The sequence below is a fragment of the Butyrivibrio sp. genome (assembly GCF_015056685.1).
GTDB lineage: Bacteria > Bacillota > Clostridia > Lachnospirales > Lachnospiraceae > Butyrivibrio.
The window spans coordinates 59,652-84,152 of the sequence record NZ_SVFW01000001.1 but is presented as its reverse complement, the minus strand read 5'-3'; the positions used below and the strand labels follow the sequence as shown (position 1 = coordinate 84,152).

Genomic DNA, 24,501 nt, shown 5'->3' with positions numbered 1-24,501 from the left:
AGCTGTCAGATTTAAAACCTGACAGCTTTTGTATTATCAATCAATCAATGTTTTCGTGGTACTTATCATATATCTCTGTGAGATAAGTCTTTACGATCTGGATGTTTGCCATCTTACGAAGTCCTGCATTTCCCATCATTACAGATATTTCATCTGCAAGAAGAAGCATGTTGTAAATAGCAAGCTTAAATTCATCTCTTGTAAGTTCATCTATGTTGACGCTCATAAGAGTAGAGCCGAGCTTCATTGTGATGTTTTCATCAGCTATTCCTGTAGACATCTTGTGTGTGTCAGGATCGAAGCTTACATAGAGAATAAGATTTTCTTTTTCATGCTTTTTAAGTGATTCAGGAGTCTGGTGGGATGTCTCCATCCATTCATAGAGATCAGCTTCATCAGGATTCATGAGATATTTTGTAAGATCCTCTTTGTGCTTTTCTACATACTGCATATATTTGCTGGCGTTAGGGCCTGTATAAGCGAGTTCAACTTTAACTCCGTTATCTGTTTTAACTAATCTGCACTTTGTTGCAACTTCTTTGATCTTTAAAGTTGTATCAGTGTTGCTGACAATTTTAAATGTGCCAGTTTCAACTTCCTGTTTAAATTCCATTTTTTTCTCCTATTCATTATTGAATGCGTTTCAAATGCATATTAAATCAGTTGTTAGTATAGCATAAACCTGCTAAAAATGATATACTATTAAGAGTTTTGTATGGAATAAGGGGATCATATGACACAGTCTGGTAAGGGGAGAAAACAGTCTAGAAAAACAACTACAAGAAGTTCATCGAAAGCCAGAAGCACTCGTGCGCCCAAAAGGCAGGAAGAGGAATTCGATTATTCTCTTAAAAGTGAACTTGTTGTGATTCTTGTGATAGCTCTGACTATTTTCCTTTTTTTATGTAATTTTGGAATATGTGGAGATTTCGGCAACGCTGTAAGTTCTATTCTTTTTGGACTCTTTGGAGTTACGGCCTATGTTGCTCCTTTGGTTATGCTTGGAGCAGTTGCTATTGGTATAGCTAATTTTGGATCAAGCGCCTCAGTGAGGAAAATTGTATCCGGAGTAGTTATATTCTTTGTGATCGGAATAATCGCAGATCTGATCACCGGAAGACCACAGTCATTAACTAAATATGATATTGCTTATATTTATAGTCAGTCCAGCGCCGGAAGGAACGGCGGTGGATTCTTTGCAGGCTCTTTAGCTTATATTATCTATAAATATCTTTCATTTGCCGGAACAGCACTGCTTTTGCTGGTTATAGGAATTGCCAGCGTAGTAGTGTTTACTGAACAGTCTTTTGTTGGAGGACTTAAAAAGGGTGGAAGAAAGATAATTGAGCGCACCAGGGAAGATGCTGCCAATTATAGGGATTATGCTGAGCGCCGCAGAGAAAAGATGGAACAAAGACGCGCTGAGATAGAAGAGGAAAGACGTCTTGCCATCGAGCAGAAAGAGGATGAAAAGATTCTCAGAATGGAAAAGAATGTCCGAGGGGTTATGCTTGAAACTGACCTTAAGGATGAAGAGGATGAGGAAGAAAATCGTCCTGAGATCCATGTTCATGACGAAAATGATCCTCCTGCAAAGAATATATTTATTCCTGATGAAGAGGATTTCCATGATGACATTCATGAGATCGTTCTGAACCATAATGAAGTTAGAACAGAGGTTGAGCCTGATGGTCAGAGGGTTCTTATAACTGATCCTGTTATTCATGGAATGGGATTTGATGATGAAAATCCTGATACATATGAGGAATCAGATGTCAGAGAGATTCATTCAGAACCAGCTACTGAACATACGATCAGGCAGGTGCCACCTGTAATAGAAGAGCCTGAATATGAGCCTGAAATGCCGGCAGCACATGGCAAGCTTGTGGCAGCGACTTCTGAACCGGTAGAAGAAGAGGATATATTACCTGATGTTCCCATTCATGCAGAGGATATCGGCAACGGTATGAACGGAGAGTATTCTATCCATGCCCAGGATCATATTTCCATGAGCAAAAATGCTTCTACCAAAATAGATTCATCAGCGCCTTCAGCTTCGCATTCTGTAGTTAACGCGTCAGGACCTGTTACTACAAGTCCCGGAATGGAAAAGGAGATCGAGGCTCATAAAAAAGCCATTCCAAAGAAATATGTATTTCCACCGGTATCTCTTTTGGAAAAGGGAACAAAGAACAAGAATGCTGATTCGGCAAGACAGCTTAAAGAAACAGCTCTTAAATTGCAGGAGACACTTAAGACCTTTGGCGTCAATGTAACTGTCACAGACATAAGCCAGGGACCTGCTGTTACAAGGTTCGAGCTTCAGCCTGAAGCCGGAGTTCGTGTCAATAAGATCGTCGGACTGGCTGATGATATCAAGATGAACCTTGCAGCCAAGGATATTCGTATTGAAGCGCCTATTCCGGGAAAAGCGGCTGTAGGTATTGAGGTTCCCAATAAGGAGAATCAGGCTGTTGCCTTCAGAGACCTTATCGAGTCCAAGGAATACAAGGAATTTTCATCAAAGCTTGCATTTGCCGTTGGTAAGGATATTGCAGGTAAAACAGTTGTTGCAGATATTGCCAAGATGCCTCACCTTCTTATTGCGGGAGCTACAGGTTCAGGTAAGTCAGTATGTATCAATACCATTATCATGAGCCTTATCTACAAGGCTAAGCCTGAAGAAGTTCAGATGATCATGATCGATCCTAAGATCGTCGAACTTAGCGTATACAACGGTATTCCACATCTTATGATACCTGTTGTCACTGATCCTAAGAAGGCTGCAGCAGCTCTGAACTGGGCCGTTGCGGAGATGACAAACAGATATAAAAAGTTTGCGGATTCCGGAGTCAGGGACCTTAAAGGATATAATAAGATTGCGGAGGGCTGCACTGATGGAAGTATGTCAGTAATGCCTCAGATCGTAGTTATTGTTGATGAGCTTGCAGACCTTATGATGGTATCTGCCAATGAGGTTGAGGACGCTATATGCAGACTTACTCAGCTGGCAAGAGCTGCAGGTATCCATCTTATTATTGCAACACAGAGACCTTCTGTTGACGTTATTACCGGCCTTATTAAGGCCAATATGCCTAGCCGAGTTGCTTTTGCTGTTTCAAGTGGTGTTGATTCCAGAACCATTCTTGATATCAATGGCGCTGAAAAGCTTCTTGGTAAGGGTGATATGTTGTTCTACCCTCAGGGGTATACAAAACCTGCCAGAGTGCAGGGAGCATTTGTATCTGATAAAGAGGTACAGGCTGTTACTGATTTCCTTCGAAATCAAGGAATTGAAACTGGATATGGAGAAGAAATCGAGATGCAGATAAGCAGCATCCAGAGTCAGGGTGGATCATCAAATGGTTCATCCGGTGACCCCTTCTCCGATAGGGATGAGTACTTCGCTGCGGCAGGCGAGATCATAATAGAAAAAGAAAAAGCATCAATTGGAATGCTCCAAAGAGTATTCAAGATTGGCTTTAACAGGGCAGCAAGGATCATGGATCAGCTCTGTGAAGCCGGTGTTGTTGGTGACGAAGAAGGAACCAAGCCCAGGAAAGTACTTATGACAAAGGAACAGTTTGAAGAAATACTTTGAAAGAGCTAGGAGGAGAGTTATTAATGGCTGTAAAAAGTGATATCGAAATTGCTCAGGAAGCAAAGATGCTTCACATTAGGGAAGTGGCTGAGAAATTAGGCATTTCAGAGGATGACCTCGAGTACTATGGCAAGTATAAGGCTAAGTTGTCTGAGGATTACTTAAAGAGAGCTAAGGCAAACAAAAAGGGAAAACTTATTCTTGTAACTGCTATTAATCCTACTCCTGCAGGAGAAGGCAAGACAACCACAAGCGTTGGACTTGGCGATGCCTTAAGCAGATTAGGATACAAAACAGTAATAGCACTTAGAGAACCTTCACTTGGACCATGTTTCGGAATTAAGGGCGGCGCAGCCGGTGGCGGATATGCGCAGGTTGTTCCAATGGAGGATTTAAATCTGCACTTTACCGGTGATTTCCATGCTATCACATCTGCCAATAACCTTCTGGCAGCTCTTTTGGATAATCACATTCAGCAGGGCAATGAACTTGGAATCGACACAAGACAGATAATATGGAAAAGAGCTGAGGATATGAATGACAGAGCTCTCAGAAATATTGTTGTAGGTCTTGGCGCTAAGGCTGACGGAGTACCCAGAGAGGACCACTTTGTTATCACGGTTGCTTCTGAGATCATGGCAATTTTGTGCCTTGCAAGTGATATGGATGATCTTAAAAAGAGATTATCCAAAATAATAGTTGCATATAACTTTAATGGAGAACCAGTTACTGCAGGCGACCTGAAGGCAGTTGGCTCTATGGCAGCTCTTTTAAAGGATGCTATTAAGCCTAACCTTGTTCAGACGCTTGAGCACACACCTGTAATTGTTCACGGTGGCCCATTCGCCAATATTGCACATGGCTGTAATTCTGTAAGAGCTACACAGACAGCTCTTGGAATTTCTGATATTACGGTTACTGAAGCCGGATTTGGCGCAGATCTTGGTGCTGAGAAGTTTCTCGATATCAAGTGCCGTATTGCAGGCTTGAAGCCAGATGCAGTTGTTCTTGTAGCTACTATCAGAGCCCTTAAATATAACGGCGGAGTGCCAAAGGCCGAACTTGGTGCCGAGAACCTTGAAGCCCTTAAAAAGGGAATAGTAAACCTTGAGAAGCATATAGAGAATATCCAGCAGTATGGAGTGCCTGTTGTTGTAACTCTTAACTCATTTATCACAGATACTGAGGCTGAGACTGAGTTCGTTAGGAAGTTCTGTGAGGAGAGAGGCTGCAAATTTGCTCTTTCTGAAGTTTGGGCAAAAGGAGGCGAAGGCGGAGAGGCTCTTGCAAAAGAAGTTCTTGATACTATAAATACTAAGCCTTCAAATTATGCTCCAATATATGCGGATGATCTTTCGCTCAAGGAAAAGATCGAGACTATTGCAACAAAGATTTATGGAGCAGACGACGTAAACTTTACTCCTGCCGCAACAAGACAGCTTGCTAAGATTGAGGATATGGGCTTTAAGAATCTTCCTGTCTGCATGGCTAAGACACAGTATTCATTGTCTGATGATCCATCACTTTTAGGAAGACCAACAAATTATAAGATCACTGTCAGAGAAGCATATGTTTCTGCCGGCGCAGGATTTGTTGTAGCGCTTACAGGATCGATCGTTACTATGCCAGGACTTCCTAAACATCCGGCAGCATTTGATATCGATGTTGATGCTGATGGCAAAATAACAGGATTGTTCTAAAGTAGATACCAGTACGAAAGGAATTTATATGGCAGCACAGATTATTGATGGTAAGCTTATTTCCGGACAGATCAAAGATGAATTAAGAGAAAAGACAGCTCTTTTAAAAGAAAAAGGAATAGAGGTAACCCTTGCTGTAATATTGGTAGGAGAGGACCCTGCATCACAGGTATATGTAAGAAATAAGAAAAAAGCATGTGAATACATCGGTTTTAGATCTTTATCTTATGAACTCCCTACAGAGACAACACAGGATGAACTGTTAAAGCTTATTGATGAACTCAATGGAAGAAAGGATGTTGATGGCATACTTGTTCAGATGCCTCTTCCAAAGCATATTGATGAGAAAACTGTCATCAACGCAATTTCACCTTCGAAAGATGTAGACGGTTTTCATCCTATGAATGTTGGTGCACTCTGCATTGGAGAGAAGGGATTTGTATCCTGTACTCCTGCTGGTGTAATACAGCTTTTAAAAAGAGGCTGTGATGGTAAAATTGATATAGCCGGGAAAGAGTGCGTTATTGTTGGTAGATCAAATATCGTCGGCAAACCAATGTCTCTTTTAATGCTTAGAGAAAATGCAACTGTTACAATTGCTCATTCAAGGACCAAAAACCTTGAGGAAGTCTGCAAAAGAGCAGACATTCTTATTGCAGCTGTTGGAAAAGCCGGTATGATCACCAAGGATCATGTAAAGAGAGGCGCAGTTGTAATAGATGTTGGTATTAATCGAGGTGAAGATGGCAAGCTTTGTGGAGACGTAAAGTTTGACGAAGTATCAGAAATTGCATCTGCTATCACTCCTGTACCTGGTGGTGTAGGACCAATGACTATAGCAATGCTTATGAACAACTGTTATGAAGCAGCTTTGATGCATATGGAATCATAACGAGAAAGAGAGCCTATGATTTGTCCTAATTGCGGCAAAGAAATTCCAGAGGGGCATATGTACTGTGATGATTGTGGTACAGAAATTAATTTTGTCCCTGATTTTGAGCCGGAAGTAGAAAACAAAATAAAGGAAAGTCTCACAGGTCTTGCAAATGAGCTGACCAAGGATGAAAAGAAATGGCTTGAGCGCAAAAAGAAGTTAATGTCTTTCCTTAATGTTTGCCGGAAGAAAAAGCTTACATTTCTTGTTTGCGCTTTAGCTGTTGTTTTAGTGGTTTGCATTTTTGTTACTTTTGCAGGCTACAACAGCAGGTCACCAAAGTATTATCTAAGACTTGCAGGTGACTCTAAAAACTCAGGTAAAATGGATCAGGCCATAGAGTATCTGGCCGAAGGAAATCAGGCATTTCCGGATGATTCAGATATTATTTTCAGGCTTTCTGATTATTATCTTGAGGTTGGCAAAAATGCTGAAGCTGTCGATGTGCTGAAACAGATAACAGGCAGCTCATCATTTTCGGATGAAAAAGTTCTTTCTGCTTATGAAGGAATAATCTCTATATACAAGCAGGAGGGAGCTTATCAGGAAGTGACAGTTCTTTTGACTGAGGAAGACACAGATATAACGAGGTCTCTGAGGGAAAAGTACATTCCTGCGTCGCCTAAAATGGTTCCTGTGTCAGGGACATATGAAGGCACTATAAATGTTGAAATTACGGCAGATGAGAACTGTAGTATTTTCTATACGGTAAATGGTGACGATCCTGATAATAGCAGCATCGCATACGAGAATGAGATAGTTCTTGATGAAAACGGTGAGTATGACATAAAGGCTGTGTGCGTTAATGAATATGGTCTTTATAGCGAGATGGTACAGCAAAGCTATGTTTTAGAACATGGCGCACCCGCTCCACCTGAGATCATGGAACCAAGTGGCGAATATAATCAGAACACAATGATCGTTGCTGTGGCAGAAGCCGGAAGCACAATTTTCTACACAACTGACGGCAGTGATCCGACTGTTGAATCCAAGCAGTATATTTCACCTATAACTATGCCTGTAGGAACTTCTGTTTTTAAATTTATTGCTTTTAACCAGGATGGAGACTGCAGTGAGATAGTTGAAAGAGAGTACCACCTTATCTATACAAGGCTTGTTTCTACAGAACAGGCTGTTAACAGTATTGTTAATACTCTTGTAAGGCTTGATATTCTTTTGGATTCAAGCGGTAAGGTGAGAGGCCAGGATGGACATAACGAATATATTTACACTTCTGTTATTGAGATTCAGGGCGCCGGTGAGTATTATGTTGTCACGGAAAATCATGTTTCAAACGATGGAACAGTTAAACCAACAGGGCTTATGTATGCTGTCAATACCCATGATGGTACTGTTAACAGACTTGGATATGATTCAAGTGGTAAGTATACGCTTATTACAATTTCTAACAGATAAATAATTTAACACTTTACCAATTTAAATTACTAATTGAATTTTTAATCAATTTATTTTATCATTGATGCAATGTATATTTTTATAATTGTAGGAGGAAGACTATGTTCAAAATTTTAGAGGCAAATGAGCTTACTACAAACATTTACCAAATGATTGTTGAAGCTCCACGCGTAGCAAGTGCGTGTTTACCCGGCCAGTTCCTGATTATTCGAGTTGACGAGGAAGGTGAGAGAATTCCTCTTACTATTTGTGATTATAACAGGGAAAAAGGTACAGTTGAGATCGTTGCTCAGGCAATCGGAGCTGAAACATACAAGCTCTCAAAGTTAAAGGCTGGCGATGAACTTGCAGATGTAGTTGGACCACTTGGAAAACCTTCTGACCTCTGCGAGATGAGCGTAGATGAACTTAAGAAAAAGAAAATAGTATTTATAGCAGGTGGTGTTGGAACAGCTCCTGTTTATCCTCAGGCTAAATATCTTAAAGAACACGGTGTTGATTGCGACGTTATCATCGGTGCAAAGACTAAGGACCTTGTAATTCTTGAGGACAGATTTAAAGAGGTATGTAATCTTCATATCACAACTGATGACGGTTCTTATGGAAGAAGCGGAATGGTTACAAAGGCTTTGCAGGATCTTTGGGATGAAGGCAATAAGTATGATCACTGCGTAGCAATTGGACCTATGATCATGATGAAATTTGTATGCAAATTAACTCAGGAACTTGGAATTCCTACAGTTGTAAGTATGAACCCTATCATGGTTGATGGAACCGGAATGTGTGGCGCATGTCGTCTTACAGTAGATGGAAAGGTTCAGTTCGCATGTGTTGACGGACCTGAATTTGACGGACATAAGGTTGATTTTGATCAGGCTATGAACCGTATGAAACTGTATAAGACAGAAGAAGGCAGATTGTTCTTAAAGGCACAGGAAGGTGATACTCATCACGGTGGATGCGGAAACTGTGAGTGATAGGATTGCGAGAATAAAGTGGAGCAATCCGTATATCATTAACACCTTTAAATAGAAAATAAGGAGATCAACTATGGACGGATTTGTAAGAGTTCCTGTTAGAGAGCAGGATGCAAAAGTGCGTGCTACCAATTTTGAGGAAGTATGCCTTGGATATAATAAAGAAGAAGCTGAAAAAGAAGCACTTAGATGTTTGAACTGCAAGAATCCTCAGTGTGTTCAGGGATGCCCTGTTTCAATTGATATTCCTGCATTTATTTCACAGGTTAAAACAGGCGATGTAGAGGGCGCTTATCAGACTATCAGCAAGTCTAGCGCACTTCCTGCTGTCTGCGGACGTGTTTGCCCACAGGAGAGCCAGTGTGAAGGAAAATGTATCAGAGGTATCAAGGGAGATGCAGTATCAATTGGTAAGCTCGAGAGATATGTAGCTGATACAGCAAGAGAACTTGGAATTAAGCCAGAGGGCGCAAAGGAAAAGAAAGGCAAGAAGGTTGCAGTTATCGGTTCCGGCCCTTCAGGTCTTACATGTGCCGGAGATCTTGCAAAAATGGGTTATGACGTAACTATTTTTGAAGCTCTTCATGAGGCCGGTGGTGTTTTGGTATATGGTATTCCTGAATTCCGTCTTCCAAAGACTGCTGTTGTTAAAAAAGAAATCGAAAATGTTAAGTCTTTAGGCGTTAAGCTTGAAACTGACGTTGTTATTGGTAAGTCAGTAACAATAGATGAACTTATGGAAAAGGAAGGCTTTGAAGCTGTATTTATCGGCTCAGGAGCAGGTCTTCCAAGATTCATGAACATTCCTGGAGAGCAGGCTATGGGTGTGTTCTCTGCTAATGAGTTCCTCACAAGAAGCAATCTTATGAAAGCCTTTGATGAGAATTCAAGAACACCTATAATGAGACCTAAGAAATGTGTAGTTGTTGGTGGCGGTAACGTAGCTATGGATGCTGCCAGAACAGCACTTCGTCTTGGAGCTGAGGTACATGTTGTATATCGTCGTGGCGAAGAAGAGCTTCCTGCAAGAAAAGAGGAAGTTGGACATGCAAAAGAAGAAGGAATCATTTTTGACCTTCTTACAAATCCTGTTGAGATCCATGCTGATGAAAATGGCTGGGTAACAGGCGTTACATGTATCAGAATGGAACTTGGCGAACCTGATGAGTCAGGAAGAAGAAGCCCTGTTGAAATTCCTGGTTCTGAGTTCGACATTGATTGCGATGCTGTCATCATGTCTCTTGGAACATCACCTAATCCTTTGATCTCATCAACTACTAAGGGACTTGAGATCAATCGCAGAAAGTGTATTGTTGCACAGGAAGAAAATGGGCAGACATCAAAGCCTGGTGTTTTTGCAGGTGGTGATGCAGTTACTGGTGCTGCAACAGTTATTCTGGCTATGGGTGCAGGTAAAGCAGCAGCAAAGGGTATCGATGAATATCTTTCATCAAAGCAGTAAATAAATATTATTTTTAACAATAAAATCTTCCCAGGCCTTGTTAATAGGTTTGGGAAGATTTGTGTTTTATGCTATAATTAGTAGTATTGTGGATTGGAGAATAATATGGACAAGAATGAAAAAATTAAAGTTGCTATTACATCTGGTATAGTAGCTGCAATATTACTGATTTTAGTACTGTTTTTAGCTCTTTCAGGTAAAAATAAGAGTGATGAAAAACTTCTTGATGAGAACATAAGCGAGTATGCTTCTTTAGAGAGCTCTTTAGACCAAAATTCGGATTCCGGTGTTTTGGCGTCTTCAGAAGAAGCAAATAGTGAATCTTCAGATAAAGCTGAAGATAGCTCAAGTGCGAATGGAAGTAGTACAGAAACAGCTTTACAGTCAAATGAGACTGGAAATACTACAAATGACATTTCAGGAAACAGTCTGTATTCAACAAATGCAGCTGTATTAAAGAATGTATACAAGGGGCTTGCTGTAGATACTAATGCACAGCTTAAGGAAATGTATACATATTGGGCAGATAACAATACTGAGGCTGTAAGAGATCTGGCTCATCTTGAAAGATTTGAGGCTATGTCTTATAAGCTTTCAGGTACTTCTGATTTCTATTATTACGGTGATCTTAATTCTTCCGGGCTTCCGGAGGGAACAGGCCTTGCTGTGTATGGAGATGATCAGTACTATTTTGGCGAATGGAAAAATGGAAAAAGAAACGGAAATGGCACATGGATAAATTTCTATCCTGAGTATAGTAACTATGTTGTTACTGAGCATATGTATACTGGCGGCTGGGTAGATGATCTTCCATCAGGCGATGGTCAGGAGCATTATGACTATGACTTTGCCAAAATGAATGGTGATGACATTTATGTCCAGAATGCTATTGGCAGTTTTGATAAGGGCTATTATGATGGCAAAATGTATATCATAACAGTTGATCGAGATCAGAATACAGAGGAGTGGTACGGAACCTGTGAAGATGGCACTCTAATACAGGTTGTAAATACACGCTTAGACAAAGATGGTAAGATTCCTGTTCTTCAGAACAAGAATGATGAAAAGGACTTTGTTTACATGACAGAGGAAGGAACAAAGGATAACAAAGTTTCAGGTATCATTGTAGGCGAAAAAAAGGCTAATTGAAGTTTTGAGTAAGATAACAATTATTTGTGTAGGAAAAATAAAAGAAAAATACTGGAATGATGCTATTTCTGAATATTCTAAGAGGCTGTCCAGATACTGTAAGCTAGGCATAATCGAGGTGGCAGATGAAAAGACTCCTGATAATGCGCCACCTGCAATTGAAGAGCAGATAAAAGATAAAGAGGGAAAAAGAATAATTAAAAATATCGATCCTTCTGCTTTTGTCTGTGCACTTGCCATAAATGGTAAGAAGTTTACTTCAGAGAGCTTTTCTGAGTTTATAGACAGTCAGGGTGTAAAGGGAATAAACCATATTCAGTTTATTATTGGCGGATCTTTGGGACTTCATAAAAGTGTTCTTGATCTTGCTGATCAGCATATTAGTTTTTCTGATATGACTTTCCCTCATCAGATGATGCGAGTAATCCTGCTTGAGCAGATCTACAGGGGATACAAGATCATAAGTGGTGAGCCATATCATAAATAAAGATTATTTATTGGGGATTAGTTTTATATGAGTGAAATTACAGAACTTAGATTATCGCTTTCTGCAGAAGATGAGAGAGGGATTTTTGGGGAGAATGATAGCTATATCAGAAAAATTGAGGACAGTTTTCATGTTGAGATAATCGACAGAAACGGAGAGCTTCATATCATTGGCGATAAAGAAGGCGCCGGAAAAGCGGCAAGTATCATCAGAGAACTTGTTCAGCTCTATAGAAGAGGCGGCGGAATCGAGGAACAGTCAATAAATTACGCCATAACACTAAAAGAAGAGGAGAAAAGTTCTTCCAAGCCGCGCTATAGCGAAAATGTTCTTGTAGATATAGACAAGGATGTGATCTGCCATACTATATCAGGCAAGCCTATAAAGCCCAAGACAATTGGCCAGAAAAAGTATATTGATGCGATCCGAAATAAAATGATCGTATTTGGACTTGGACCTGCAGGAACAGGAAAGACATATCTTGCGATGGCGATGGCAATCACAGCTTTTCAGAGAGAAGAAGTAAGCCGCATAATTCTGACAAGACCAGCAATTGAGGCTGGCGAAAAGCTTGGATTTTTGCCGGGAGACCTTCAGAGCAAGGTTGATCCATATTTAAGGCCTTTGTATGATGCGCTCTATCAGATAATGGGCACGGAAAATTTCATCAAGAATATGGAAAAAGGTCTTATTGAAGTGGCACCTCTTGCATATATGAGAGGAAGAACTCTTGATAATGCGTTTATTATCCTTGATGAGGCACAGAATACAACTCCTGCTCAGATGAAGATGTTTTTGACAAGAATCGGATTTGGCTCAAAGGTGATTATTACAGGTGATGCCAGCCAAAAGGACCTTTCACCGGATGTTAAGTCAGGACTTGATGTGGCTCAGAGTGTCCTTAAAGGCATTGAGGATATTGACTTCTGCACTCTTACAAGTAATGATGTTGTAAGACATCCGCTTGTTCAAAAGATAGTTAAAGCATATGAGGATTATGAGAAAAAAGCAGTAAATAAACAGAAAACAAAATCTATTAGAAAACTGGAGAAGTCTCATAAGTGATGGAAAAGAAAGAACTGTCTTTCAATAAAATTGAGTTTTTATATGCTGGTATGTTTATACTTACCGGTTTATTAGTGGGCTTATTTTCCTTTATACTAAGCAAAAGCTATGAAGCAATTTTACGGAACGTGATAGTTTCTCTTATAATGGCAGGAACAATTATTTTTATGCTTTTAGACGCTGCCGGCAGAGGAAAGAGCGGTTTTTCATATGATAATTATGATAAAAGAATTAGATTTATAATTGCGTATGTTATAACTCTTATTCTTTCATGCGTGCTTTCTCTTGTTCCTGATCAGTTTTGGCCATATATGTCATTCTTTGTGATATTGGCTCTTTTTTCAAATAATGAGATTGGAATGATATCAGGTACCAGCTTTGTGATGCTGACAGTGATGCTTGAAGAAAACGGCAGCTTTTCAGAGCTTTTCATGTATGTGCTTGCAGGCGCTGTGGCTATAGCTGTTTTCAGAGACCTCAATGAGAACACGAAGATAGCTTTCCCTACATTTATTTCTTTGACCATGCAGGCAGTTTTACTTGTGGCTTTTAATGTGCTGTTTCAGAACAGAACTCTGGGAATTAAGGTACTTTTGTTGCCAATTCTTAATCTGATGTTAAATCTTTTGATCCTTTTGATCTTTCTTAATATGTTTGGTGTCTATGTTATCCGAAAGTCCAACGACATGTATATGGAGATCAATGATCCTGAGTTCTCACTACTTCAGGCATTAAAAGAGAAGAATCCTGAAGAATATTACAGGGCTATCCATACAGCTTACCTCTCCGAGAGAATCGCTATGGGACTTGGCTTCAATGCCAGAGCTGTTAAGTCATGCTCCTATTACCACAGGATAGGAATTCTTGATGGAAAGATGGACTATGATGACGTCTCACATTATTACACAGAAAACAGCTTTCCTCTTGAAGCTATTGAATTTTTACGTGAATATATGGTGCCTTCAAAAGCATCAATAAGGTCCAAGGAGTCTCTTACAGTACAATTGTCGGAGACAGTTATTGCGACCATAATGCTGCTTATTAAAAAAGATCCTAATGTGAATATTGACTATGATCATCTGATCGATGGAATAATAGATAAAAAAATAGAAAACGGTGAGCTTAACGCTTACGATGTTACCTTTAGGGAGCTTAATGAAATGAGGAAAATCCTTAAGAAGGAGAAACTATACTATGGTTTTTTACGTAGATAATGAAGTAGGTGCAAAATTTGATTTTGATATAGAAGAGGTCGCAACTCTTGTAGCCGCTAAGGTCCTTGAGACAGAGGGGTGCGATCATGAAGTCGAGATAAGTCTTATAATTACAGATGATGAAGGCATCAGGGAAATGAATAATGAATTCAGGGAAATTGACAGACCTACTGATGTTCTTTCTTTTCCTAATGTTAGTTACGAGAATCCCGGTGATTTTTCCGTAATGGATGGTGAGCAGAATATAGATCTTTTGAACCCTGATACAGGCAATATAATGTTTGGGGACATTGTTGTCAATGAGAACAGGGTAAGAGAGCAGGCAAAAGAGTATGGGCATAGCGAAAAGAGGGAATTTGCCTTTCTTATAGCTCACAGTATGCTTCATTTATGCGGCTATGATCATATGGAAGAGGATGAAGCTGCAGTAATGGAAAATAAGCAGAGAGAAGTTTTAGAGGCACTTGGAATTACCAGGGACTGATATTTGGGAGCAGAAGTATGAAGCAGTATTTTGAGGAAAAAAGAATAAGACCGGATGTTATTACATCAATGTTTTTCTTTTCAGTTCTTATAATGATGATTTATGAGATCGTAACCCTTAGGATCTATGGAGACAAGGGGGCTGGCTTTGTTGCAGGGCCTATGGCCATTTTCTATATTCTATACCTGGCTTTTATTCTCGCTGTACAAAAGTCAGTTTGGATAATGGTAAGGCTCAGGGCCAGAAGGTCACAGTATTTAAATGCCCAGACCAATATGGTAAGGTCTTTTAGAATTTTTGCAGTCTGTGGTTTAATGGTTTTTGCTGTACTTTTGATCAGTAGTTATTACTGCTCGGAAATTCTCTTTGGTTCTACAAGATCATTATTTCATTGCATTATAGTCGCTGTATGCGCTTTATTTATGTCAATACAGGGCGTTTTAAGAGGTTACCTTCAGGGACTTGGCTATACAAAACCAATAGTTGTTTCAGATGTGCTTATTGCAGTGTGTGCTCTTGTATCAGGAACTATAATATCTGCACTTCTCTATAACTATGGACTTAAGGTCAATAATCTTTTCCATGTTAATGAACTAAGCAGCGTCTATGGTTCAACAGGAATGATGATCGGAATACTTATTGGTGTCATAGCCGGCTTTATTCAAATTGTTGTAAGCTTTGTTCTCAGGAAAAATGAGATAAAAGAAATAGTAAAGCAGGGAGCACCAAGGTATCTTGACAATAAGAATGATGTCCTTATTACCGTAAGGTCAATAATTCCTTTATATATTACACCTGCACTGGTGATCCTTTTTGATATTGTTTTTTATGTTATACATCAAAAACGAATTGCTGCAGAGGGGGATTATATACTTAACTACGGAGTATACGCAGGACGCGTTCTTAGCCTGATCTCTGTATTTGTTATATTAGCAATCGTTCCATTTATAAAAATGTGGAACAGGATAATGGCACGCATAGAAAGAGATGAGATAACAGGTGCAAAAGACAGATTGAAGTCTCTGGCCCATAGTTTCTTTGCTTTATCTGTGCCGGTTATGGTTTTCATATTTGTCATGGCCAAAACGGTTGAGATTGCTGTATTTGGTAAGAATAATGATCTTTCAAATTACCTTATAGAACTAGGAAGCCTTCTTATTGTTTTTGCGCCAATAGCAATTTTCTTTTCATGGCTCCTAAACCATATGGGAAAGGCAATACTTGCGCTTGTTTCAATTTTGCTCTCATGGATACTCCATGTTGTAATGATGGTTATTCTGGTGATTGTTACAAATATGGGTGCATATGGGATCCTTATATCACTTATTGTTTCATTTGTTTTGTATGACGTTGTCTGCTATTTCTTACTTTGCAAGATGCTCAAGTACAGACAGGAATTTATAAGAACTGTAGGAGTGCCGCTTTTGTGTTCTGCACTTTCAGGACTTCTTGCTTTTATCATCAATGTGATTTTCCTGAATTTGATAGGAGATATATTGACTTTGTTTATTGCACTTATTTTATATTCAGTTCTTTATATTGTACTTATGATCATCTTCAGGGGCCTTACAGCAAAAGAAATAAGCAGGATTCCATTTGGAAATGTGTTTATGATGCTGGCCGGTAATTTTGGAGTTCAAAAAAGTTTAGAGGATTAAAATTGGATAGAAGAATAATTGTAGCCGGTGGTGGTGCGTCAGGAATGTGTGCCGCTATATATGCTGCCAGAAATGGTGCATCAGTAACCATAATTGAAAAGAATAATCAGCTTGGCAAAAAGCTCTCAATGACAGGTAATGGAAGGTGCAATATCTCCAACCTTAACATGACTGAGAAAATGTATAATGCTGCCGCTGAAAAGAGAATGAAACAGTGGCTTTCTGTCTATGGAGTTTTAGATGTTATTAGCTTTTTTAAATCACTTGGAATAGTTGTAAAAAGTGAAGACGGATATTTATATCCTTTATCAGGGCAGGCGCAAAGCGTTGTGCAGGCTTTTGAAAATGAGATAAAAAGGCTTGGGATCACTGTGATATATGGTGAACAGTTAAAATCTGTTGAACCAATTGCTGATGGGCAGGAAAAAAAGTACCGCGTTATTACAAATAACACATTTTATGAAGCTGACAGGGTGATTATTGCCACAGGCTCTTTATCCGGGCCCAAAACAACTATGTCCACAGGAGATGGATATTATATATGCAAAAAGCTAGGGCTTTCCATTAAAGATACTTATCCGGCTCTTGTTGGATTTAAGGCTGATCCGGAAGAGATAATGCCTGAAGGCGGTGTCAGAAGTCTTGCTGAGATTTCATTTTTACTTGGAACAGAAATTGTTGCAAAAGAATATGGCGAGCTTCAGATAACCAAGGATGGCATTTCAGGAATTCCTGTGATGCAGGCAAGTTCCAAAGTTGTAAGACTGTTAGAGGAAAAGAAGCCTATAACAGCCGTAGTAAACTTTTTCCCTGATTATGATGAGGATGATTATCTATCCCTGGAAAAAGAGATGCTTAGGCTTCGGGATGATAGAACACTTTCTGACTTTTTAACAGGATTTCATAATAGCTACATTACAGATATGATCATAAAAAAGATGAAAATGGGTAGATCCATGAAAATGAAGAACATATCTGAAAGCATGGTCCTTAGTATTCTTGATAGCTACAGAAATTATAAGATTAAGCTGGATTCCAATTATGGATATTTACAGTCTCAGGTTACATCAGGTGGCGTAAGCCTTGGTGATGTGAGGGATGATATGACCACTATATCTCATGACGGAATATTTGTGGTTGGAGAGCTTGTGGATGTTGATGGAAGATGTGGAGGCTACAATCTTCAATGGGCCTTTACTTCAGGTAGCATCGCAGGAACTGTGGCATCGATATAGTTTTGGCTGTGCAAAGATTTTGTGTTTTTGGATGATATGATTATAGGAAAATGTAAATGATAAGAATTAACCAGATTAAGATAATTCATGACGAGAATAAGAGCTATGATTACGATACAATAAATGATGTCTTAAAGGCAAAGGTTGCAAAGATACTGCGAGTTTCTGTGGATGATATGGAATCCTTTGAAATTATCAGGCATTCGATCGATGCCAGAAAAAAGCCGGAGATCTATCATATTTATATTGTTGATGTTTCTTTGAAAAACATTAGTGAAGCTGATGTCGTAAAGAAATGCAGGAATAAGGATGTTTCTATAATTGAACCTGTACGATATGCATTTCCTTATGAGTATCAGCATGGTAAGGAGGAAGACCTTAGGCCTGTTATTATAGGTGCCGGTCCGGCAGGACTTTTTTGCGGATATGTACTTGCTAAACATGGATTTAAGCCACTAATTCTTGAAAGAGGTTCTGACGTAGATAAAAGAACAGAAATCGTTGAACATTTTTGGAAGAGCGGAGAGCTTGACGAAACCACCAATGTTCAGTTTGGAGAAGGCGGAGCAGGAACTTTTTCTGATGGTAAACTTAATACCATGGTCAAAGATAAGGATGGCAGAGGAAGAGCTGCACTTAAGATATTTGTAGAAAATGGCGCTCCCATAGATATTTTATATGATGCCAAACCACATATCGGTACTGATATATTAAGAGATGTTGTTAAGAACATGAGAAACAATATCATAAAATGGGGCGGTGAAGTAAGGTTTGAATCAAAGGTCGATGAGATCGAGGTTTCAAAAGACAGTGAGATAAAAGCTCTCAAAGTTGGTGATGAATGTATCCCTTGCAGCGAAGCTGTTCTTGCAATAGGTCACAGCGCCCGTGATACATTTTATATGCTTAAGGATAAGAATGTAGAAATGAATCCTAAGCCTTTCGCTGTAGGATTCAGAGTTGAGCATCCTCAGGCTCTGATAAATTATTCTCAGTACAAAATAGCTGATCCAAAGGCCTTGGAGCCTGCACCATATAAGCTTACAACAACTACAGATTCCGGAAGAGGAGTTTATTCGTTTTGTATGTGCCCCGGAGGCTTTGTTGTCAATGCATCATCTGAGAAGGGAAGACTTGCTGTAAATGGAATGAGTTATAGCAAGCGTGACAGTAAAAATGCCAATTCTGCCATAATTATTACAGTTGATCCCAAAGATTTTGGCGGTGATGATGTACTTTCCGGTGTAGAGTTTCAAAGAGGCCTTGAGGAAAAGGCCTTTAAAGCAGGAAATGGCAAGATTCCTGTTGAGTATTATGGAAAGTTTAAAGAAGCTGTATCAGGTGAGCCTGATTCGACTAATGAGGATGATACATTGGTTCAGACTCAGAAAGATTTTAAACTGATAGAAAACACTCCATCCATGAAAGGAGATTATGTATTTGCAAATGTACATGAGATTCTTCCGGATGATCTGAATAATGCTTTTGTTCAAGGTATGGAAAAATTTGGACGAATGATTAATGGATACAATAGCGAATATGCTCTTGTATCAGGTGTGGAGTCCAGAACATCTTCTCCAGTCAGGATAGTCAGGGGGGATAACGGGGAATCTGTTAATGTGAAGGGACTTTTTCCCTGTGGTGAAGGCGCAGGCTATGCAGGTGGCATAATGTCTGCTGCGATGGACGGAATGAAAATAGCAGAATATGTGGCAGGGAGGATATGTAAAAAATGAAAAAAAGTAATTCTTTTGGAACAAAGCAGATTGCGATAACGGCGATTCTTTTGGCAATCTGTCTTATAAGTCAGATCTTCAAATCTTTAAGTGTTTTTATTACAGGGCCGGTTATAAATGCGTGCCTTCTACTCACAGCTTCACTTGTTAATCTGCCATGTGCGATCGCCTTATCTGTTATTACTCCGATAACAGCATACTTTATAGCGGCTTCACCTGTTATGATGGTGGTTCCGGCAATAATTCCATTTATCATGCTCGGGAATGTTGTTCTTGTTGTGTCTACGCATTTTATTTTGAAAAAAGATTTAGGTACAATGAACTTGGATGGCATCAATAGCCTTAAGCTTATCATTAAAGCAGTTTTGTGTTCACTTTTAAAGGCTGTATTTATGGGATTGACTATTTCGTTGTGGCTTTTGCCAACATTTGTCCCTGAGCAGTCACCACTTCGTCAGAAAATGCCGGTATTCCAGTACACATTTTCAGTAGTTCAGTTTATCACTGCGTTGATTGGTTTCATATATTTCGTTATTATTTTTGTGGCGCTTAAGAATTATGCAAAAAGAAACGGCTGATAAAAAAGACAGAATAAGAAAAGAAGTACTAAAGAAAAGAAATCTGCTTTCAGTAGAAGCAATTGAAGAAAAAAGCAGTTTGATAGCTGAAAAGCTTTTTGGATTAAAAGAGTATGTGGATGCTGAAAATATCCTGATTTATGCTTCAATGAAAAGTGAAGTGATCACTGATGGGATTATAGAGCATTCTCTTGAAAGTGGGAAAAAAGTATTTTGTCCTAAATGTACTGATAAAAAGAATGGAGTTATGGAGTTTATTCAGATAGAAATGCTTTCTGATCTTAAAGCTGGTTATATGGGGATAAGAGAGCCAGAGATAAATGAAAGCTCTAAGATTTTTTTGGGCCCTACTGAAAAAACGCTTGTGATAATTCCCGGTGTTGCTTTTGATAAAAAGGGAAACAGGATAGGATACAGGGGTGGTTATTATGACAGATTTCTTTCAAAATATAATGGTATCATGTCTGTAGCTCTTGCATTTACAGAGCAGATTATAGAAGTTGTTCCTTCTGAAATTCATGATATTCCGGTAGATATGGTATTAAATGCGTAGGAAAAGACCTTCCATCTTTGCTGATGGAAGGTCTTTTTTGGAAAATTATAAAAAGAATTCTTAAGTATTTATAAAACTGACTTATATAAATGTAATATTGATATAATATTATGTATAAAATGATAAATTATGGAGAGTTTATATGGATTTACAAAAAGATGATCAGTTTATAAGTAAAAGCAAGAGACCGTTAAAGCGCAGCATTTTTTTGTTTATTCTTGCATTTATCACACTACTTTGTCTTGTATTAAGCATACTTACATATAGATCATTCAATTATTCTCTATATGAGTCTTACAATAAGAGGATGCTTGACGTTTTAGAGTATGTTTACAGTCATATAGATATTGAAAATCTCTCGGAATGTGTGGAAACAGGAATTGAATCTGAAAAATATACAGAACTTGTTTCTTTTATGGATTCAATCATGGAGGATTTTGATATTCATTACCTATATATAATTAAGCCATATTTGAATGGTGATGACTATGGAATGATGAATGTCATATCTGCTGATACAGCGGAGGGAAGAAAAACAGATCCTGATGGATACTATCTTGGCTTTATACTTAAAGATGTATATGAACTCGAGGAACTTGAACGGTATCAGCATTATCTTGATCTAAACAATATTTCCTATTTTAAAAATTTCAGTACATGGGGCTATGATTATACAGCTATGATGCCTCTTATAAACAGTAAAGGAGAGCATTTTGCAGCTCTTTGCGTGGATATCGAAGTTGAAGACGTAGAGCGTGCCATTCAGAATTATACAGCAGCAAATATTGTCCTGATTGCCTTTTTAGGTGCAATGTTTTTTGTGCTGTTTCTTTTATGGATGAACCGCAATATTACAGAACCTATTAGAAAGCTTGAAAAGAGTGTTGTTTCTTTTGCTCAAAGGAGTCATTATCAGCTTGATCCTACGCTTCTAATCTATGAAGATCCGGGAATTCATACCAAAAATGAAGTAGAATCTCTTTCAGATGCTGTCAATCAGATGTCTCAGGATATGAGAACATATGTAAAAAATGTAATTGATGCTGAAGGAAAAGTCGAAGATATGAAGAGTCAGGTAAGTCATATGGATATACTGGCTTATCAGGATGCTCTTACCCATGTGAAAAACAAGGCTTGGTACGATAAAACTGAAATACGTGTAAACGAGGATATTTCTAAAGGAATTGCCAGATTTGGAATTATCATGATTGATCTTAATAATTTGAAAAAAATCAATGACAATTATGGTCATGAACATGGAAATGACTATATTTTTGGTGCTTGTCATCAGATCTGCATTACTTACGACCATTCCCCGGTATTTCGTATAGGAGGAGATGAGTTTGTTGTTCTTTTGGAAAATAGAGATTACGAAAACAGGGAGAAACTTTTAGAGGAGCTTAAGATTGCTTTCAAATTGTTTATGGAAGACGATAGCCGGGAACCTTGGGAAAAATACTCGGCAGCAATTGGAATGGCTGTATTTGACAAGGATAAGGATTCTTCTATGAACGATGTATTTAAAAGAGCTGATAAGCTTATGTATGAAGACAAAATGGAATCAAAGGCTGCAAGAAACTAATTTGAAAATAAAAAAGGCGATTGAAGATCAGGCATCTCCATCGCCTTTTTCACGCATTTCATAGTTTTTATCTTCGTCGATCATCTGAAGCATAATGTCTGCAAAATACGGGTCAAACTGTGTACCTTTACCTTTTTCAATCTCTGCTCTTACTTTTTCCTGGGGCATTCCGCGTCTGTAGCTTCTGTTACTCGTCATGGCGTCGTAGGAATCTGCCACAGCAATGATCCTGGCTTCTTCAGGTATTTTATCACCGGCAAGGCCTTCAGGATAACCTTTTCCATCATATCTCTCATGATGCCATCTTGCACCAATCGTAAGCTCAGGCATGTCCTTTATGTTTCTTAAAATAGTTGAGCCTTTTTCCGGATGAGATTTGATAATAGAGTATTCGATATCATCAAGCTTACCTTCCTTGTTGATGATTGCATCTGGAACACCTATTTTACCTACGTCATGCAGAAGACCTGTGATATATATCCTTTGCTGCATGTCTTCGTCGTAACCGGCTCTTTTGGCGATTTCTTTTGAATATTCTGCGACTCTTACAGAGTGGCCATTTGTATAAGTGTCTTTTGCATCTATAGCAGCGGCAAGACTTTCAACAATCCCCAAAAAGAGCTGTTCATTTTCTCTTGTCTTTCTTTTTACTTCTTTTTCTAGCTCATTTTGCAGCTTTATAAGTTCTATACAGCGACTTACACGAAGAGTCAGGATCTCAGGAACAAAGGGCTTTTTTATAAAGTCCATTGCACCAAGCTCAAGAGCTTTTGTCTCTATGTATCTGTTGTCTTCGGCAGTTAAAAAGATAACAGGAATCTCTCTTTTTCCAAGTTTTTTTTCCTTTTGGCGTAGAGCAGTGAGAGTATCAAGACCGTCCATTTCAGGCATGATAACATCAAGAAGGATAAGGTCTGCTGTTTGCATCTCAATAAAATCCAGAAGAACCCTTCCGGATGTCATTGGAATTGCTTTCATATCAGCACTTATTAGAATATTACGTATTGCGGCTATCATTGCCGGATCGTCATCTACAACAACAATCTTGTAAGCCATCGCATGCTCCATGATAAATGCATTTGTCACGCCTTCTTTTTAATGATAACATCTAGCCATTATTACGAGTATAAATAGTTTGTAAAAAATAATTAAAAAATAGCTTTTTGGTATTTCGATTTTTACAAAAAGAATTTTGAATATTTCATTTTTTTAGAGATTATTATTTCTTATACTGAATACTGTAATCAATATATGAGTTTCCCCAAGGGAAGCCATTTAGAGAAGGGAAGGGAATTATTATGAAAAAGAAGATTTTAAGTTCTCTGCTTTGCGCTACAGTTGCGGCTACAACAATTATTGGCTGTGGGCAGAGCGCACAAACAACTACAGAGACTCAGAGCGAAGCACCAAGTGAGGCTGCTACAGCTGAAGCTACTGCTGAGGCAGAAAATACTCAGGCCGAGGCTCAGGAGCCAGGGGAGAAGGTTACACTTTCAATTTACACACAGTATGCAGATGACGATACAAAAGTTCCATATGATTTTGCAGTAGAGCAGCTTAAAGAAGCATATCCTAATGTTGAGCTTAATCTTATTGTTCAGGCTCAGGATGACGGACAGACACTTAAAACTCTTGCAGCTACAGGACAGTTACCTGATATTTACCAGGCAAGTACTGATATTATCAATACTTTCCGCGAGTCAAATCAGATCATGGTATTAAATGATGTTGCAAAGTCAACAGGCTTCCTTGATAAGCTTTATGAAGCAAATAAGGATCTTGCATATGCAGATGATGGAAATATCTACGCATTCCCATTCTCTGGTCAGGAATATGTGCTCTGGTATTACAACAAGGCTCTCTTTGAAGAAAATGGCCTTGAAGTTCCAAAGACATATGATGAATTAAAGAATTGTATTGAAGTATTTAAGTCAAAGGGAATTACTCCTCTTGCACTTTTTGGACAGGAAGGCTGGAACACAACAGCTGCTTATGATGTTGTAGCTACAAGATACACAGAGGGCGGTATTAAGGCACTTGATGAGGGAACAGCAAGCATCACTGATGAAGCTTACCTTACAGCAGCAAAGACATTGGAAGAACTTGTTGCAGCAGGTCTTTTCCAGGATTCAGCAACAACAACAAATTACGATCAGGCATCTGAGATGTTTCTTTCAGGAAATGCTGCAATGTTCATAAATGGTCAGTGGTATATTGAAGATGCAACAGCTGCTCTTGGCGAGAATGTTGACTGGATGTTCTATCCTGCAGCAGATGAAGCTTCTTATGAAGCTGGTAAGAGCGTATTCTCAGGCGGCGGAAGTGCATCTGGATTTGCAGTTAACCCTGATTCAGAGAATGCTGAGCTCGCAGCAGAAGTAGCAGAGTTTATCACAGAGAAGTACTGCGAAGCAAAGGTTATGTACAGACATAATCCACTTGTTGCTCTTGATACAGGCAAAGAACCAGATTCTGAGTATCCTGCAATGATGAAGAAGCTTTCAGATACACTTCCTTCAATCACAGCAACAACAAAGTTCACATGGGGACTTACAAATTCAACATTTAACGATGGAATACAGTCTGAGTCACAGGGACTTGTTTCAGGTCAGTTTACAGCAGATGAGTTCATTGCAGATATGAAAGACGTGATGGAATAATTATTATCAA

General features: G+C 38.9%; 20 protein-coding genes. 18 read left to right on the top strand and 2 right to left on the bottom strand.

Going from position 1 to position 24,501, the window contains the following annotated elements:
* Window positions 1-40: 40 nt before the first annotated feature.
* The gene (locus tag E7303_RS00350) at window positions 41-613 is read right to left on the bottom strand and encodes a hypothetical protein (RefSeq protein WP_292143321.1); all 573 of its coding nucleotides are present in this window, start codon (window positions 611-613) and stop codon (window positions 41-43) included.
* A gap of 120 nt (window positions 614-733) precedes the next feature.
* Between E7303_RS00350 and E7303_RS00345 the strand changes: the two genes are divergently transcribed.
* The 17 genes from E7303_RS00345 (at window position 734) to E7303_RS00265 (ending at window position 21,831) form a co-directional block, all read left to right on the top strand.
* A complete protein-coding gene (locus E7303_RS00345; RefSeq protein WP_292143320.1) occupies window positions 734-3,601 on the top strand; it encodes an FtsK/SpoIIIE family DNA translocase in 2,868 nt (955 codons plus the stop codon).
* 23 nt (window positions 3,602-3,624) lie between these two features.
* Window positions 3,625-5,301, top strand: a complete 1,677-nt coding sequence (locus E7303_RS00340) for a formate--tetrahydrofolate ligase (RefSeq protein ID WP_292143319.1) — start codon at window positions 3,625-3,627, stop codon at window positions 5,299-5,301.
* A gap of 28 nt (window positions 5,302-5,329) precedes the next feature.
* Window positions 5,330-6,193 carry a bifunctional methylenetetrahydrofolate dehydrogenase/methenyltetrahydrofolate cyclohydrolase FolD gene (gene folD, locus E7303_RS00335; RefSeq protein ID WP_292143318.1) on the top strand — a complete coding sequence of 288 codons (864 nt, stop codon included), beginning with the start codon at window positions 5,330-5,332 and terminating at the stop codon, window positions 6,191-6,193.
* A 15-nt stretch (window positions 6,194-6,208) separates the two neighbouring features.
* Window positions 6,209-7,651 carry a chitobiase/beta-hexosaminidase C-terminal domain-containing protein gene (locus E7303_RS00330; RefSeq protein ID WP_292143317.1) on the top strand — a complete coding sequence of 481 codons (1,443 nt, stop codon included), beginning with the start codon at window positions 6,209-6,211 and terminating at the stop codon, window positions 7,649-7,651.
* Window positions 7,652-7,752: 101 nt separating this feature from the next.
* On the top strand, window positions 7,753-8,628 hold the full coding sequence (locus tag E7303_RS00325; RefSeq protein WP_103867816.1) for a sulfide/dihydroorotate dehydrogenase-like FAD/NAD-binding protein: 876 nt from the start codon (window positions 7,753-7,755) through the stop codon (window positions 8,626-8,628).
* A 73-nt stretch (window positions 8,629-8,701) separates the two neighbouring features.
* Window positions 8,702-10,090 (top strand): NADPH-dependent glutamate synthase, encoded by a 1,389-nt coding sequence (gene gltA, locus E7303_RS00320; protein WP_292143316.1) that lies wholly within the window; start codon window positions 8,702-8,704, stop codon window positions 10,088-10,090.
* Between the two features lie 105 nt (window positions 10,091-10,195).
* On the top strand, window positions 10,196-11,239 hold the full coding sequence (locus tag E7303_RS00315; RefSeq protein WP_292143315.1) for a hypothetical protein: 1,044 nt from the start codon (window positions 10,196-10,198) through the stop codon (window positions 11,237-11,239).
* A gap of 4 nt (window positions 11,240-11,243) precedes the next feature.
* Entirely contained in the window at window positions 11,244-11,726 is a 483-nt protein-coding gene (rlmH, locus tag E7303_RS00310; protein ID WP_292143314.1) for a 23S rRNA (pseudouridine(1915)-N(3))-methyltransferase RlmH, read from the top strand.
* Between the two features lie 27 nt (window positions 11,727-11,753).
* Window positions 11,754-12,791 (top strand): PhoH family protein, encoded by a 1,038-nt coding sequence (locus tag E7303_RS00305; protein WP_292143313.1) that lies wholly within the window; start codon window positions 11,754-11,756, stop codon window positions 12,789-12,791.
* A complete protein-coding gene (locus E7303_RS00300) occupies window positions 12,791-14,005 on the top strand; it encodes a hypothetical protein (protein ID WP_292143312.1) in 1,215 nt (404 codons plus the stop codon). Before E7303_RS00305 ends, E7303_RS00300 begins: the two co-directional genes overlap by 1 nt.
* Window positions 13,986-14,489 (top strand): rRNA maturation RNase YbeY, encoded by a 504-nt coding sequence (gene ybeY / locus E7303_RS00295; protein ID WP_292143311.1) that lies wholly within the window; start codon window positions 13,986-13,988, stop codon window positions 14,487-14,489. Before E7303_RS00300 ends, ybeY begins: the two co-directional genes overlap by 20 nt.
* A 17-nt stretch (window positions 14,490-14,506) precedes the next feature.
* Complete coding sequence (locus tag E7303_RS00290) at window positions 14,507-16,147, top strand: polysaccharide biosynthesis C-terminal domain-containing protein (protein WP_292143310.1); 1,641 nt, start codon at window positions 14,507-14,509, stop codon at window positions 16,145-16,147.
* A 2-nt stretch (window positions 16,148-16,149) separates the two neighbouring features.
* Window positions 16,150-17,382 (top strand): aminoacetone oxidase family FAD-binding enzyme, encoded by a 1,233-nt coding sequence (locus E7303_RS00285; protein ID WP_292143309.1) that lies wholly within the window; start codon window positions 16,150-16,152, stop codon window positions 17,380-17,382.
* Between the two features lie 56 nt (window positions 17,383-17,438).
* The gene (locus tag E7303_RS00280) at window positions 17,439-19,118 is read left to right on the top strand and encodes an NAD(P)/FAD-dependent oxidoreductase (RefSeq protein ID WP_292143308.1); all 1,680 of its coding nucleotides are present in this window, start codon (window positions 17,439-17,441) and stop codon (window positions 19,116-19,118) included.
* The gene (locus E7303_RS00275; protein ID WP_292143307.1) at window positions 19,115-19,696 is read left to right on the top strand and encodes an ECF transporter S component; all 582 of its coding nucleotides are present in this window, start codon (window positions 19,115-19,117) and stop codon (window positions 19,694-19,696) included. The genes E7303_RS00280 and E7303_RS00275 overlap by 4 nt, the downstream gene beginning before the upstream one ends.
* Window positions 19,677-20,249: a 5-formyltetrahydrofolate cyclo-ligase gene (locus E7303_RS00270; RefSeq protein WP_292143306.1), complete on the top strand. Its 573-nt coding sequence runs from the start codon at window positions 19,677-19,679 to the stop codon at window positions 20,247-20,249. The genes E7303_RS00275 and E7303_RS00270 overlap by 20 nt, the downstream gene beginning before the upstream one ends.
* A 142-nt stretch (window positions 20,250-20,391) precedes the next feature.
* Window positions 20,392-21,831 (top strand): GGDEF domain-containing protein, encoded by a 1,440-nt coding sequence (locus tag E7303_RS00265; RefSeq protein ID WP_292143305.1) that lies wholly within the window; start codon window positions 20,392-20,394, stop codon window positions 21,829-21,831.
* Between the two features lie 27 nt (window positions 21,832-21,858).
* On the opposite strand, the gene E7303_RS00260 is transcribed toward E7303_RS00265, so the two are convergent.
* Window positions 21,859-22,887: an HD-GYP domain-containing protein gene (locus tag E7303_RS00260; protein WP_292143304.1), complete on the bottom strand. Its 1,029-nt coding sequence runs from the start codon at window positions 22,885-22,887 to the stop codon at window positions 21,859-21,861.
* Between the two features lie 242 nt (window positions 22,888-23,129).
* Between E7303_RS00260 and E7303_RS00255 the strand changes: the two genes are divergently transcribed.
* Window positions 23,130-24,491, top strand: a complete 1,362-nt coding sequence (locus E7303_RS00255) for an ABC transporter substrate-binding protein (RefSeq protein ID WP_292143303.1) — start codon at window positions 23,130-23,132, stop codon at window positions 24,489-24,491.
* The last annotated feature ends 10 nt before the right edge of the window (window positions 24,492-24,501 follow it).